Origin of the sequence: Shewanella sp. (genome assembly GCF_047975355.1) — a bacterium.
Classification (GTDB): Bacteria; Pseudomonadota; Gammaproteobacteria; order Enterobacterales; family Shewanellaceae; genus Shewanella.
The window spans coordinates 22,451-36,053 of sequence record NZ_JBKEDJ010000011.1; the positions used below are offsets into that span (position 1 = coordinate 22,451).

General features: G+C 49.6%; 11 protein-coding genes. 5 read left to right on the top strand and 6 right to left on the bottom strand.

All coding sequences use genetic code 11. The features are described from left to right. Positions 1 to 95 precede the first annotated feature (95 nt). Positions 96 to 2,393, bottom strand: coding sequence for an LPS assembly protein LptD (gene lptD, locus ACK5NH_RS04885; protein ID WP_416918047.1), 2,298 nt, complete (start codon positions 2,391 to 2,393; stop codon positions 96 to 98). 115 nt (positions 2,394 to 2,508) lie between these two features. Here lptD and ACK5NH_RS04890 point away from each other — a divergent pair, with 115 nt between their 5' ends. From ACK5NH_RS04890 to ACK5NH_RS04910, 5 genes are all read left to right on the top strand, one after another. Next, on the top strand, positions 2,509 to 3,600 hold the full coding sequence (locus tag ACK5NH_RS04890; RefSeq protein ID WP_416918048.1) for an aminoglycoside phosphotransferase family protein: 1,092 nt from the start codon (positions 2,509 to 2,511) through the stop codon (positions 3,598 to 3,600). Continuing rightward, positions 3,597 to 4,265, top strand: a complete 669-nt coding sequence (murU, locus tag ACK5NH_RS04895) for an N-acetylmuramate alpha-1-phosphate uridylyltransferase MurU (RefSeq protein ID WP_416918049.1) — start codon at positions 3,597 to 3,599, stop codon at positions 4,263 to 4,265. The genes ACK5NH_RS04890 and murU overlap by 4 nt, the downstream gene beginning before the upstream one ends. Before the next feature lie 98 nt (positions 4,266 to 4,363). Next, a complete protein-coding gene (gene djlA, locus ACK5NH_RS04900; RefSeq protein ID WP_416918050.1) occupies positions 4,364 to 5,152 on the top strand; it encodes a co-chaperone DjlA in 789 nt (262 codons plus the stop codon). 55 nt (positions 5,153 to 5,207) lie between these two features. Beyond that, positions 5,208 to 5,852, top strand: coding sequence for an outer membrane beta-barrel protein (locus ACK5NH_RS04905; protein WP_416918051.1), 645 nt, complete (start codon positions 5,208 to 5,210; stop codon positions 5,850 to 5,852). A 46-nt stretch (positions 5,853 to 5,898) separates the two neighbouring features. Beyond that, entirely contained in the window at positions 5,899 to 6,852 is a 954-nt protein-coding gene (locus tag ACK5NH_RS04910) for a D-2-hydroxyacid dehydrogenase (RefSeq protein ID WP_416918052.1), read from the top strand. 441 nt (positions 6,853 to 7,293) lie between these two features. Here ACK5NH_RS04910 and ACK5NH_RS04915 read toward each other — a convergent pair whose 3' ends face one another. From ACK5NH_RS04915 to purT, 5 genes are all read right to left on the bottom strand, one after another. Beyond that, positions 7,294 to 7,893, bottom strand: coding sequence for a DUF6988 family protein (locus tag ACK5NH_RS04915; RefSeq protein WP_416918053.1), 600 nt, complete (start codon positions 7,891 to 7,893; stop codon positions 7,294 to 7,296). 56 nt (positions 7,894 to 7,949) lie between these two features. Further along, on the bottom strand, positions 7,950 to 8,144 hold the full coding sequence (locus ACK5NH_RS04920; protein WP_416918054.1) for a hypothetical protein: 195 nt from the start codon (positions 8,142 to 8,144) through the stop codon (positions 7,950 to 7,952). Positions 8,145 to 8,363: 219 nt separating this feature from the next. After that, the gene (locus ACK5NH_RS04925) at positions 8,364 to 10,643 is read right to left on the bottom strand and encodes a tetratricopeptide repeat protein (RefSeq protein WP_416918055.1); all 2,280 of its coding nucleotides are present in this window, start codon (positions 10,641 to 10,643) and stop codon (positions 8,364 to 8,366) included. After that, positions 10,633 to 12,099 (bottom strand): DUF3142 domain-containing protein, encoded by a 1,467-nt coding sequence (locus tag ACK5NH_RS04930; RefSeq protein WP_416918056.1) that lies wholly within the window; start codon positions 12,097 to 12,099, stop codon positions 10,633 to 10,635. Before ACK5NH_RS04930 ends, ACK5NH_RS04925 begins: the two co-directional genes overlap by 11 nt. A 237-nt stretch (positions 12,100 to 12,336) precedes the next feature. Further along, positions 12,337 to 13,512 (bottom strand): formate-dependent phosphoribosylglycinamide formyltransferase, encoded by a 1,176-nt coding sequence (gene purT, locus ACK5NH_RS04935; protein ID WP_416918057.1) that lies wholly within the window; start codon positions 13,510 to 13,512, stop codon positions 12,337 to 12,339. Between the last annotated feature and the right edge of the window lie 91 nt (positions 13,513 to 13,603).

Below are 13,603 nucleotides of genomic sequence, written 5' to 3' on the forward strand. Positions count from 1 at the left end.
GTTCCTAAACTCTTTTTGGGGGAACGCACGGCTTTCATTAACCTGTTTGGACTCTCAGTCCTTGTTGAGGTTCAGCAATCTACCACAAATCTTTGCTAATTCCTCAGATAAAGCGGTTTTCTGTAGTTAAACAGACCATCATTGAGCATATCCGATACACCTAATGGGCCAGAACCACCGAGTCCTTTGATGACTAAGTTCAAGTAGACACCGCTTTCAAACTGCTCGCGCTCATCGATAATGGCCGAACCAATGTTGTCATCGTAGTTAGTTTTAATACGATAGTGATAGCTGAGGCGAATAGCATAACAGCATGATTCATATTGGAAACCTGTGTAGGTTTCTATGCTGCGGCTCTTGTTAAGGTCGTAGTACCAGTTACCAACAAAATACAGGCTGTCGTTGATGGGCCAAGCACCCCGTACACCTGCTTGGGAGATGTTCACAACATCGTTGGTGTTGGAGTTAAATAGATCCGGCACATAACGATAACTGAGCTGCAGCAGCTTGTTGGCTTCAGGGCGGAAGTCTAAGGTGACTTCGGTCTTCTTATTATCGCTTGAGTTAGTGTCGTATTGAATCGCGGCACCTAAATACCAGTCATGGGTTAAGCGGGTATCTAACTCGGCGGCCAACACAGAGGTCGATTGCTTTTGCTCGAAGAGATCATCTTCGTAACCCAGTTTACTGTCTTGAATATAGAGAATTTGCCCGAGGCTAAACTTAGTAGCTTCTTGGTTGTGATCATCGAAGAAACGTGTGGTCACACCTAAGGTGACTTGGTTTGCATCGGCGATGCGGTCAAGGCCGGAGAAGCGACGGTCACGGAATAGACCAAAATAGTCATCCTGCAATTGCGCGGTATCGTAAATACCAATGCCACGCTGATCTTCATAACCGACGTACAGATACTGGAACTGGGGTTCGAGTGTCTGACGGTAGTTTTGATCAAATAGCTCGGTAAAGCGCTCGAAGTTGATCTGTCCATTGATCCGCACCTGTGGAATGGTGCGGCTGACAGTGTCGTCTAACCCATCGAATGCACTATTATTTTGTTCCTGCCAATAGTTGGTTTGCATCAGTTTGACTTGGCTGGTCAGCGAACCCGAAGGGCCATGAATTGGCAGCGTCAGGCTCGGCGCCATATGCAAACGGGTGGCGGTATTCATATCGCTGTCTTGATGGGCGAAGTTGGTCAGCTCTGAGTTAAAGCCAAAGTCCAAGTTGCTCCAAAAGTCGGCGGCGCGGTAGTTAAAGTTAACCTGCGGCATCACTTGATAAGGCTTTTCGTCCTCACCCAGCACTTTAATGTCTTGCACCCGAGTGCTGATATCCCAGTTACGCTCAAAGTAGCTGACTTCACCTATCCGCGATAATTGGTTATCGGTTGCGCGGTTTACATCAGACTTTAAGTCGTTGAAATAGTTGTTGTCAGACACTTCGGTAAAGTTAGCGAGTACTCGCCAGTTTTTATCGATGGCACCCTGGTGTTGCCAGTTATAGAGGTAACGACTTGGGCTACCGCTGAGCATTTGATCATTACCCAAATACTCTAGATTCAAACGACCATTTTGGGCCTCACCCGCGAGATAGCGAAACTCTGTCTTGGTAAATAAACCACGGCTAGACATATAGTTAGGCGTAAAGGTGAGGTCGTATTCCGGCGCGATATTCCAATAATAGGGTGCGGATACTTCAAAACCGTTGGTGGTACTGGTGCTAAAGCTAGGGTAGAGGAAGCCCGTTTTACGTTTATCGGAAACTGGCACCGTCATATAGGGAATGTAGAACACCGGAATATCGGCGACTCTAAGCTTAGCATTCCAAATCTCGCCCCATTCTTCTTCACTGTTAATCTTAATTTTTTCCGCTTCTAGCAGCCAAGAGACATTGTCCGGCGGGCAGGTCGTGAAGTTAGTGTTGGTTAAGATCAGGTTGTTATTCATGGTGATTTGCAGCTTTTCGGCATCGCCATGGACCTGCTGACCATGAAGCCAATACTGGGCACCTTTTAGGGTTGCGCGGTTGCTGCGCATCTGTGCCTGTAGCGAATCGGCAGTAACGGTAAAAATACTGTCTTGGAAGACGAGGTTGCCATTGGCATCGAACTGTTCTGTCGCTTGGTCGAGAATTGCCTCATCGGCGGCGATGTGTCTGTCGCCCTGACTGAATACCACATCACCGGTAAAAATTGCCTGTTTGCCCATTTCGGCATTTGAGCGATCTGAAACAATACGAATTTTCTCTTGATCCGCGGCGTTTAGACCGGGTTGAGATACGATACGAGGTACTGGCGGTTCGATGACACATTGTGACCCTGAGGCTGTTGGAGATTCGTCTGCCAGGACTAGTTGCGGTAACAGGCTCAAGGCCAGAAAGTAACGGATCTGCATCTTAGGTCAATAATAATGATTTCTTAGTCTGGACAAGTATCGACGGGGAAAGTTGCAAACTACAAATGCAACGCAGCAAATAAATCTCTCAATTTCTTAGCTGTTTCCAAATTATATGCCAGCTATAATAAAGCAATTTTTCTATAAGAGCCATGAAATGACCTTATCCGACTCGAGATTTATTTCCCTTAATCAGTGGCTGAACCGTTATTTTTCCTATGATGTGACCCCGATTCTGATTTCCGGTGACGCCAGTTTTAGGCGCTATTTCCGGGTCACTGGTCACGATACTAGCTACATTGTTGCCGATTCGCCGCCCGCCTTAGTGCCTATCGCGCCTTTTATCGCCCTCGCCAATGCCTATGCGGCGGCGGGACTGACAGTTCCAAAAGTCATCGCATCCGATGCCGAGCAAGGCTTTATGCTACTGAGCGATCTCGGGGATACTCAGTTGTTGTCTGTGCTGACCGAGGCGAATGTGGCGGACTACTATCGCCGCGCCTTGGCATTATTGCCTCAGGTGGCCTCAGTGGTTGAGAGCCTTGACCCTGTCACTGGCAGCACGCAGCCATTGCCTTTATATGATGAGGCGTTTGTGCGCCGTGAGTTAGGGATCTTTACCGAGTGGCTGTTAGACAGGCATTTGCAGCTCGAACTTAGCGACGAGGAACGCTTGCTTATAGAAGAAAGCTTTGACCTCTTAGTGGAAAATGCCCTCGCGCAGCCTAAGGTCGGAATGCACCGCGATTACCACAGCCGTAACTTGATGCTCAAAGAGGGCGAGTTGTGCGTGATTGATTTCCAAGATGCGGTATTGGGGCCTGTGACCTACGATGCCGTATCTTTACTGCGGGATTGCTATGTGCGTTGGCCGCAAACCATGGTGCAGGAATTAATGCAGCAGCATTATCAGCAAGTGCTTGAGTTAGGGCAAATTCCCGCACAAACATCCTTTACCCAGTATCAAACTTGGTTTGATTTAATGGGATTGCAGCGCCATATCAAGGCCGCAGGGATTTTTGCGCGTTTACACTATCGTGATAACAAGCCCGCCTATATGGCCGATATTCCGTTAACCTTGTCCTACATTGTGGATATTGCCAGCCTTTATCCAGCGCTCACGCCGTTTTCCGCTTGGGTGCAATCGCGCGTTGTGCCTGCGTTTGCGACTAAGGAAAAGGATTCTCAGCAGGGAGATAAGCAATGAAGGCCATGATTCTTGCGGCAGGCAGGGGAGAGCGTTTACGCCCCTTGACCGATATGCTGCCAAAACCCTTAGTGCCCGTCTTAGGTAAACCGCTGATTGTCTACCATATCGAGAAGTTAGCGGCGGCAGGGATTGTCGATATCGTGATAAATCATGCTTGGCTTGGGCATAAGCTGGTCGAAACCTTAGGGGATGGACACGCCTTTGGGGTCAAGATCCAATATAGCGCCGAAGCATCGGCCCTCGAAACCGGAGGCGGAATAAAACAAGCCTTGCCTCTGCTGACTGACGGCGACTCGGATGCGCCGTTTTTAGTGCTCAACGGTGATGTGTTTATCGATGCCTTGCCGACGATTGCTCCCTTAGCGGATACTGCTCTGGCGCATTTATGGTTGGTGCCGAATCCCGAGCAACATCCTAACGGTGACTTTGCCTTGGAGCAGGGTCTTGTACGTGAGCAGGGTGAGCAGAAATACACTTTCTCTGGTATGGGTTTATATCGCCCATCATTATTTAACGGCACGCCGGATGGCGCCTTTGCCCTTGGGCCTTTGTTGCGCGCTAAGATGGCCGATGGTTTGCTCACCGGTGCACACTTTAATGGACTCTGGTGCGATGTGGGGACGATTCCACGTCTGCAAGCATTAGAGTCAGCGCTAGCGTAATGGTAAGACATATCGCCTAACGTTTAGCGCCTTGAGTGAAAGGTTTCACTCGCTATGTCGATTGAGTGACTGAATAAATTATCAAATTGGGAATTAAGATGCGCCTTTGGGGTAAGTTTTTTGGATTTGTTATCGGGTTTATGTTTGGCCGTATTTTCGGTGCGCTACTGGGCTTATGGCTTGGGCATCTTTACGACAAACGCGCCGGTGGTGGCGCCAGTTTTAGTCAGATCTTAGGTCAGGCCAAGAATCGACAGGGGATATTCTTTAATACCACCTTCGCCGTGATGGGCCATGTGGCTAAAGCGTCGGGGCGAGTGACTGAGACCGATATCCGTATCGCGACCCTGTTGATGGACCAGATGCGCTTAACGGGTGAAGCCCGTAAAGAGGCGCAGCAGGCGTTCCGTCAGGGTAAAGAGCCAGACTTTGACCTACGCAGCAGTCTGCAAGCTTTTCGCGCCGTGACCCAAGGTCGCCAAGAGCTGGTGCAGATGTTTATCGAGATCCAAATTCAAACCGCCTTATCGGACGGTGAGCTCGATCCCGCTGAGCATGCAATTCTGATGACGGTGGCCCAAGAGTTAGGGTATGGTCGTGGGCAACTCGATGAATTACTTAAACGTTGGCAAGCGGAATACCGTTTCCACCAGACCTCTAATGGTAATAAAACTTCGATTACCGACGCTTATAATTTGCTCGGCATTAATGCCGAGGCGACGGATCAAGAGGTGAAACGGGCCTATCGCAAGTTGATGAATGAACACCATCCCGATAAGTTAATCGCTAAGGGATTACCACCCGAGATGATGGAAATTGCCAATCGTAAGGCGCAGGACATCCAAGCTGCGTACGACAGGGTGAAATCGGAGCGCGGCATGCGCTAACGCTTCGGTTAACGTTGTCGACGCAAGGAATAATAACGATAGATAAGGGATTAAGATGAAATACGTTAACCGATTAACTGTGATAGCAGGTTTGTTATCTCTAACCCTCGCATTACCAACCTATGCCGAACCCGAGCTGTTTGTTGCCCCCTACGGGGGTTACAGCTTTGGTGGTAGCTCGTTCGATATCAATGAACTCGATGCTGACAAGGCTGAAACCAATAATAAGCAGAGTGTGGGCATCGAAGAGGCGAGCCATTACGGCATCATGTTAGGGATTGGCACTAACGATCCCGGCAATATTTACCTGCTCTATAGCCGTCAATCCTCCGAGCTGAAAAGCGGCGGCCTGTTTACCCCTGACTTAGTCGCTTCCTTAGATGTGGACTATATCCACCTTGGCGGCACCTTATTTTTCCCAAGTGGCGATTTTCAGCCCTACATTACCGCCAGTGCCGGGGTAACTCGGATGATGCCCGATGATTGGTCAACGGAAACCCGTTTCTCCATGGGCATTGGTGGTGGCGCCGAATACCGCATGACGCAAAACTTTGCGCTGTTTGCGGATCTGCGTGGCTACGCGACCTTTATCGACAGTGACAGCTCACTTTTTTGTAATGAAGACCAATGCCTATGGCATGTGACATCGGATGTGATGTGGCAAGTGCAAGCCAATCTTGGGGTCAAACTCAGTTTTTAATTCTCCTGCTTTATGGGCAAGGCGCAAACGCAGTTAAGAGGTAAAGATGAAAATAGTCGTACTCGATGGTGAAACCTTAAACCCTGGGGATTTAACCTGGCAAGCGGTCAGTGTATTAGGGGAATTTAGCTGTTTTGCTCGCACGCCCTCAGCCGAAATTATCCCCCGTGCTCAGGATGCCGAAATTGTGCTCACCAACAAAACGCCCCTCGATGCCAACACCTTAGCCCAACTGCCTAAGCTTAAATATATCGGCGTGCTCGCTACCGGCACTAACGTGGTGGATCTCGCCGCTGCAAAAGAGTTAGGCATAGTAGTCACCAACGTGCCCGCCTATGGTCCCGATGCGGTCGCACAAATGGTGTTTGCCCATATTTTGCATCACACGCAAGCGGTTGCGGCGCACCATCAAGCCGTTGCCGCAGGGCAATGGAGCAATTGTAGTGACTTTTGTTTTACCTTAATGCCGCTGCAATCCCTTAAAGGCAAAACCTTAGGCTTGATTGGTTATGGGGATATTGGCCAGCAGGTGGCTAAACTCGCTTTAGCTTTCGGCATGACGGTATTAGTAAATACCCGCACTGAACCTAGCGATTTGCCTCAAGGCGTGAGTTGGACATCCCGTGATACGGTATTTAAGGAGTCCGATATTCTCTCGCTCCACTGCCCACTCACCCCTGAGACAACCGAGCTGATTAATGCCCAAACCCTCGAATTAATGAAGCCGCAGGCGCTATTGATCAACACCGCGCGCGGAGGCTTAATCGATGAAGCGGCGCTAGCGGCGGCATTAACGCAGGGCAAAGTCTTTGCTGGCGTCGATGTTCTCTCAACCGAACCACCGAGTGCGGATAATCCGCTACTAACAGCGCCCAATATCAGTATCAGCCCACACAATGCCTGGGCGACGAAGGAAGCGCGGCAGAACTTACTCAATATCGCAACGGCAAATCTCAGCGCTTATTTAGTTGGCGATAGAGTGAATTGGGTGAATCCATAAGGCTTATGGGTTAGCTTGTTCCTGTTGAAAGGGAATACGCTTCTACTCCTGAGTAAATCATGCTGGGATCGAAGGGAGTTAAAAATGTTGGCACCAACTGATAGGTGCGCCATGGTATTCGCTCACCGACACGCAGCAAGTCCATCCTTGGATGCTCGACCGCCCCGTCCATGGGGCGGACGGTCGTCTCGCAAACCACTATGGCTCACCTGTTTCGCATCGGCGTAATCTGTAAGTTTTAAAAAAAATACACAGCATGTTTTGGGACATTAAAAGCATGTTAGATTCCCAACTCTAATTATTGAGTTTCAGATTAATATTTCTATGGAGATAACGTTTGAATAACGGGCGTTTACTAACCTAAACTGATGGAGACGCCTGAATCACTGCGTTTCTATAAAAAAATGCGCCACGAGTAAACGTCCCTCGTTCATTTTCTTGTTATAGCTGCAACAACTCGTTTGCCCTTTTCTGCACATCTCTCAACGAATCGAGGCACTGCATGTAGGGTATAAGATTTGCAAATGAGGACGAAGACATTAGGATCGCTAATTTAAGTAGCTCATCCCTTTCTTCGCGACAATGAGAGCATGATAGGTGTCCATCACAGCCATATTGTCGAACAATACTTTGAACACCACCATGGGTAAAATCATGCATGTTAGCCATTATTGGCTCTATAGTCGATTTCAAGCTGTGGAAAGGGTCTCCCCCATCAACAGCATTTGCAATATCATCAATTAAAACCTCTAACTTCTTGGGGAAATGAAGCTGTTTACACCCTTCCTCGATCTTAGATTCATCTAAGCAGTGTTTTACCCACATAGCTCTCAAGTAACTCTCAACCATTGGGCGAGCAAGAGCAAATGCAGAGCCAGTCAATTCTTCTTGGTCCAAAACGTGAATAGCGATACTGTGTTCAATAGAACCAGAAAATAAAGGGATAAAAAGTTTATTCTTTTTGTCAGAGGTAAATTCAATCGTATTACAGCCGTCATAGATAACTTTAAAATAATCGATAACACTTTTATCTAGTTTCACTGAACTCTCCTAGAATTATAACGCCTCGCGCATGCGTGCGAACTTGTGAGCATCGCTCAAAAAACAAAAAATGAATCGCCACTGTTACCGTAAACACTTTCTAACATTACTAAAATTAGGTCAACAGGCCAGTACCAAGCTGAGTTAGTTAAGTCATGCGAAACAAGGAAAGGGGCAAAAGCCTTTAGCCAGATGAACAGTTCAATGGTCGTTAAAATTGCCATTGTTGCAACAGTGACCGTTGGCGGCATGGATGCCGCCGTCGAGCCTATAGGGATATATTCACGGCGTGTCATTGGGGAAACAGTGGCAATGTATATAACGTCTTATACTATGCAGAAATCTTGCTTTGGGTAAAAAGCTTTATGCCTGAATGGAATGTTTAATGGCGATGTATTCAGTGAACTATTCGATTCAGAGTTTAGTTCCAGCGCCTTTCTTTGGGTATATAAGAAAGGCGCTTTGTGTTTTTACTGTTTACGCTTTCTTCTGCGCCACGCGTAAGCGCCGAGTAGGGCTGCGATGATGGCAAAGCTAACAGCCACGGGCTTTTTCAGTTTGTGGTAAATCGCATTCCACTCGGCAATTTGGTTGGCTTTTTCCCGTTCGATTGCGCGGTCAAAGTCTGGGGTTTCACACTGCGTACCAAAATTCTCCGCCCAAGGCACAAAGGGGCCGTTGGCGACGTATTTTTTATAGTAGCGTTGGGCGAGTTCATCATCGCGATATAACACCCAACCTGTGGCTTGGCACAATAGCGCCGCATAGGTTTGGCTGTTGTGGGGCACGAGATCGGCAGCCTTGCTTGCCAGCTCTGCTGCTTGGTAGCGATAGTGGAAACGTTTATCGGGAATCGCTTGGCTGGCGCTGATGCGTTGCTGCTCTTTATCGCTGAGCTTATCCGCTGCATACCAATCTCTTAGGTCGAACATCCCAGCATAAATCGAATAATCCGGCGCTAATTCAAAGCCTAAGATTTCCATGCCTTGATGACGCGCGAGTTCGGCGGCAGACCAATAGGCGCGGGCGCTTTCAATGCCCTTGCTACTCTTGGCTGTGGTCAGCGCCTTGCCATACTCCTGCACGTTGGCGTTGAGTGTGGGGTTACTGAAATAAACAGGAGCTTCAGCAATGGCGCCTTCACGCAGTAAGCGACGACCGAGTAAGTAACGTAGACGATTGTTGAGTGGCTCGACACTGTCGTACCAATCGCTGTCCTTGGGATACTCGAAATTCATTACCGGCACATGCTCGTCGATAAACAGCTTAAGTTCGGCGGTGGTGAGCACGCGCTCGGCCACATAGGCGATATCCTGCCAATACTCATCGCCACTGGCGAACAGTTGGCTAAGAGCATCGACATATTCACCACGTTCGAGGGATAACACGCCCTGCTCGGCGCGAATACGGCAATAGGTGGCTTGTTGGGCATCGGCGTCGATGGCCTGTTGTTGGGTATCCTTAGCATTTAAATGCTCAGTACCTGAAGTCGCATCGGTTGGAAAATGATGCACTGCTTGGGCATAGGCCTTAGCCGCTTGGGCTTGATCACCCTTTTGCAGCATAAGCTTCGCCGTGAGCCACCAAGTCAAGCCGCTAGGTTTGGCGAGTGCCAGCATGCGCTCGGCGCTGGCATAGTCACCCAATTGATAGTAAATCGCCGCTAACTTATCACCCTGGCTCAGTACTACACCATCGGTTGGGAATACAGTGAGGATTTTGGCAACCTTTTGGCCCATCTCCATCAGTTGTCCGTCGAAGGCGAAATCATTAGCACTGCTCTGCCAGTAGGCAATAAGCAACTGCTGCACGCTCGGCTGCTGCAATAAGGGCTTAATCTCAGTGATATCTTTCGCCATTAAGGTGCGACTTAACATCAACAGCGAATCATAACCGCTGCTGTCACCCTCGGCCGATTGGGTGGCATACAGCTCGATAATCTTATCCAGCGTCGCGGGATTTAAGGCCACATCAATTTTCGGCGGTTCATATTCCCCACGAGCCACTTGGATTTGAGCTTGGCCTTGATGCAGCAGAATATAAGCCTGTTCGCCAAGGCCGGCTAAGCTCAAGCGCAGCGGATCGGCGGCGCCTTGGGTCACCTCAGTCTGTAGCTGCTGCAAGTAAGCATTGGCTTGGACAAAATGGCTATTATCGCTGGCGGTTTTGCTCTTAATCAGCTCGATACGAGACAAGCTATACAGCGCCCACAGGCTGCGACCCGCACGCTCACTCTCAGGTAGGGCGATGACTTTTTTAAAGTAATCGCTGGCTTTATCGTACTCTTTGGCATCAAACGCCATGGCGCCAAGGCTATACCACGTTAAGGCGGGCGCTAAGCTCTCTTTTAACTGCGCGGCGATTTGCTCGGCCTCTGCCAAGCTTTGGGCATCACGCAGACTATTGACGAGCGCGAGCTGCGCCTCGGATAACTCGCTGTTTTCATAGGCGCGAGTCTGGGAAAGATAACGACTATGCACCTCGTCCCAGAGGTATTCCTGCGCCGCTGGCTCATCTTGAAACTGCCAAGCTAACGGCTTAGCAAGCCCATTGATTTGCTGGCTAAAGCTGGTTTGCGGTAAATAGCTTAAGTTGTATTGCCTGTCTTGGGTTAATTGCAGCGGAAAGTCTGGGCCACAGGCTAATAGCGCAGGGGAGAAGAGACTTAACCCAATCAGACTGGTTTGTTTGAATTTGGTTTTCCAGCAAGGGAGAGGATTCGCTGGCAATGAATGTGGCTTATGGCGCATAAATTCCCTGTAAATGTAATGACTCACAACGTGCCCAACCGATAACTCTACGCCCGTTTGGGCTTAGCTCGACCGCTGAGATTAAATTCGGCGCAAACTGCGAGGAGGCAGGCTCTGCTGCGCGCTCCGTTGAGGTGGCTTGCGGTAACTGCCACACTAATGTTCCTTGGGTTAATTTGGCTTGATAACCGTTTTGCGCATCATACCCGCTGCACGATTGTGCCGCTAGGGACAACTGGCTCGGTAATTTGCCCGCAAGGTTGCCCTTATTGACTAACACCAGTTGAAATAAGGTGCTTTTAGGCGCTTCGTTAGGAATGAGTGCTAACGAAGCGTTGGCTTGGCTTACTATCTCAAGCTCAATGTGCGGAGCGAGTGCTTGCTGCTTGGCGACCGCAATCAGGGTCGAGAGTGGCCAAACCCGTTTATCCCCTTCGAGGGGTAATCGAAACCAAATCATCCCCTTAAGCTTGGGGTCGGCAAAGGTGTGCAGTTTTTTAACGAAGGACTGCAATACCTGTGGATTGGCCATTAGCTCCTGGCGCGCAACATGCTGCGAAGATGCCGTGTCTGCCAATGGCATTCGCATCGGTACTTCATTCTCCACCCGATAACCCGATGCTGTGCTATACACCGCCGAGCCGTAGGAGGGGAGGGCAATCAGATAGGGCACCTTAGTTAACCGTGATAGCTGCTCGACCCATTGCCAACCTTGCGCGGGGTCGAACAGCCCTAAACGTGGGTCACTGACACTGTGAATTTGCAGTACCAGCTCATCGATATTATCAAATAGCGGCGGAAACGCCGGGCTGCTCAACCAAGCGGGCAATGAGGTAATGCTGAGTTTAAGCGTGTGGGGTAATTGGCTTTTTAACTCACGTAAAAAAGCGTTATAGGCAGCGAGTTTACTGCTGGCGCTATCGTGGTCGATTTCAATTCCCGCAAGCTTGGTGCCCTTTGCCTGCCAGTCTTGAATGAGCGCGAGAATTTTTTGGAGAGCTTCGCGATTATTTAGACGCGTTAGTTGGCCATCTAATCTTATTACCGCCACTTTAGGGCGTGGATCGGCCTGTAACCATTCATGGTTGACCCGCACTTCGAACCAGATATCCGTGCCATTGGGTTTGGGATGGGCTTGCAATGCAAGAATGCGCACGCCATTAAATGTGCTTTGGCTTTCGACCAAGGCGCTTTGATTGGCATCGCGCCATTGCCGCTGCCAGACATACACTTCTTGGCTTAATTCACGCTGGGCGACGGTGTCTGCCTTGCTGCTCGATGTATCTTGATTTGCTGGCTGACAGGCGCCAAGGGACACTGAGCCAAAGGATAACGCCAGTAACAGGGAAAAAGTGCGATGTATCGCTTGCAAGGATTTTGAGCGCTTGAGCTCAAAGTGCTTGGACTGAAAGCGCTTAGAGTGAAAGAGAGTGGAATAACGACTGCGTAAATCCATGGGATAAGAGTAAAAGCCTAGCGTGGGGCATGCCAAATAGAGGACTACTATGCCTCAAAACCGCCTTGGATTGCATCAGGCTTTTGCATTAGACGCGAAATCAATTAGGGTAGAAGTGGTATGGCCGTTAACTCGGCTTAAATGCCTTAATAATGCGCCCAGTAATAGTGCTGGGCGCGGTGCTGATCACGGTACTGAACACTAAGTTGCCGGTGACAAGTCGTTATGCATTCATTCCTAGAAAATCACTTTTACCTTAGATGCGCTATCCAGCGCTTTGTTGACCGCGCTTTCGATATCTTTATCCCGGGCGAGGGCGACACCTAAACGGCGGCGACCATCGATTTCAGGCTTCGCGAATAATCTGAGCTGAGTATTCTCTGCGGCCAAGGCATCGGCAAGACCTTGATAGCGAATGTTTTTCGATTTGCCTTCCACCAATACTACTGCTGAGGCGCTGGGGCCATGTTGGTGGATATTCGGGATCGGCAGACCAAGAATCGCCCTGACATGCAGTGCAAACTCGGATAAGTCTTGGCTAATTAAGGTCACTAAGCCGGTATCGTGCGGACGAGGCGAGACTTCAGAGAAGTACACATCACTGCCCTTCACAAATAGCTCTACCCCAAATAAGCCGTAACCACCGAGGGCTTCGACTACTTTGCTGGCGATTGCTTGGGATTTTGCCAGCACGTCGGCTGACATGGCTTGAGGTTGCCATGACTCGCGGTAGTCGCCATCTTCTTGTCTGTGGCCAATTGGCGCGCAGAAGTGGATGCCATTCACTGCGCTAATTGTCAGCAGGGTAATTTCGTAGTCGAAGGGGATAAAGCCTTCGACAATCACACGGCCACCGCCCGCGCGGCCGCCTTCTTGGGCGTATTGCCAAGCTTTGGCGCTTTGGGCCACATCGCGGATAACACTTTGGCCTTTACCCGATGAACTCATCACAGGTTTGACCACGCAGGGCACGCCAATTTTGCTAATCGCTTGATTAAACTCGGTTTCAGTGTCGCAGAAGAAATAGGGCGACGTCGGTAAACCTAAGGTTTCAGCAGCGAGGCGGCGAATGCCTTCTCTGTCCATGGTCAGCTGAGTCGCACGTGCGGTCGGCACGACATTGAGGCCTTCGGCTTCCATCTCGACTAAGGTTTGAGTGGCGATGGCTTCAATTTCTGGGATCACTAAGTGGGGCTTTTCTAGCTCAATAATGGCGCGAAGCGCTTTAGCATCGAGCATATTGATCACATGGGAGCGATGGGCAATTTGCATGGCAGGGGCATTGGGATAACGATCGACGCCAATCACTTCAACGCCTAAGCGTTGTAACTCAATGGCGACTTCTTTACCTAGCTCACCGCAGCCAAGCAACATGGCGCGTCGAGCGCCCTCGGTGTAAGGAGTTCCTATCATGGTGTGGGTACCTTTTTATATTGGGATAATTGACGCCTTCGGACGTTCTTGGGCCATAGTCTACCCCGATTGGCGGCAAAGCATGAGACTG

What these genes read in the sequence shown, in the direction of transcription:
- djlA (WP_416918050.1), top strand. Translation starts at nt 4,364, where the DNA reads ATGCGCCTTTGGGGTAAGTTTTTTGGATTTGTTATCGGGTTTATGTTT.
- ACK5NH_RS04920 (WP_416918054.1), bottom strand. Translation starts at nt 8,144, where the DNA reads ATGCCGCCAACGGTCACTGTTGCAACAATGGCAATTTTAACGACCATT.
- ACK5NH_RS04905 (WP_416918051.1), top strand. Translation starts at nt 5,208, where the DNA reads ATGAAATACGTTAACCGATTAACTGTGATAGCAGGTTTGTTATCTCTA.
- murU (WP_416918049.1), top strand. Translation starts at nt 3,597, where the DNA reads ATGAAGGCCATGATTCTTGCGGCAGGCAGGGGAGAGCGTTTACGCCCC.
- ACK5NH_RS04930 (WP_416918056.1), bottom strand. Translation starts at nt 12,099, where the DNA reads ATGGATTTACGCAGTCGTTATTCCACTCTCTTTCACTCTAAGCGCTTT.
- ACK5NH_RS04910 (WP_416918052.1), top strand. Translation starts at nt 5,899, where the DNA reads ATGAAAATAGTCGTACTCGATGGTGAAACCTTAAACCCTGGGGATTTA.
- ACK5NH_RS04925 (WP_416918055.1), bottom strand. Translation starts at nt 10,643, where the DNA reads ATGCGCCATAAGCCACATTCATTGCCAGCGAATCCTCTCCCTTGCTGG.
- lptD (WP_416918047.1), bottom strand. Translation starts at nt 2,393, where the DNA reads ATGCAGATCCGTTACTTTCTGGCCTTGAGCCTGTTACCGCAACTAGTC.
- ACK5NH_RS04890 (WP_416918048.1), top strand. Translation starts at nt 2,509, where the DNA reads ATGCCAGCTATAATAAAGCAATTTTTCTATAAGAGCCATGAAATGACC.
- purT (WP_416918057.1), bottom strand. Translation starts at nt 13,512, where the DNA reads ATGATAGGAACTCCTTACACCGAGGGCGCTCGACGCGCCATGTTGCTT.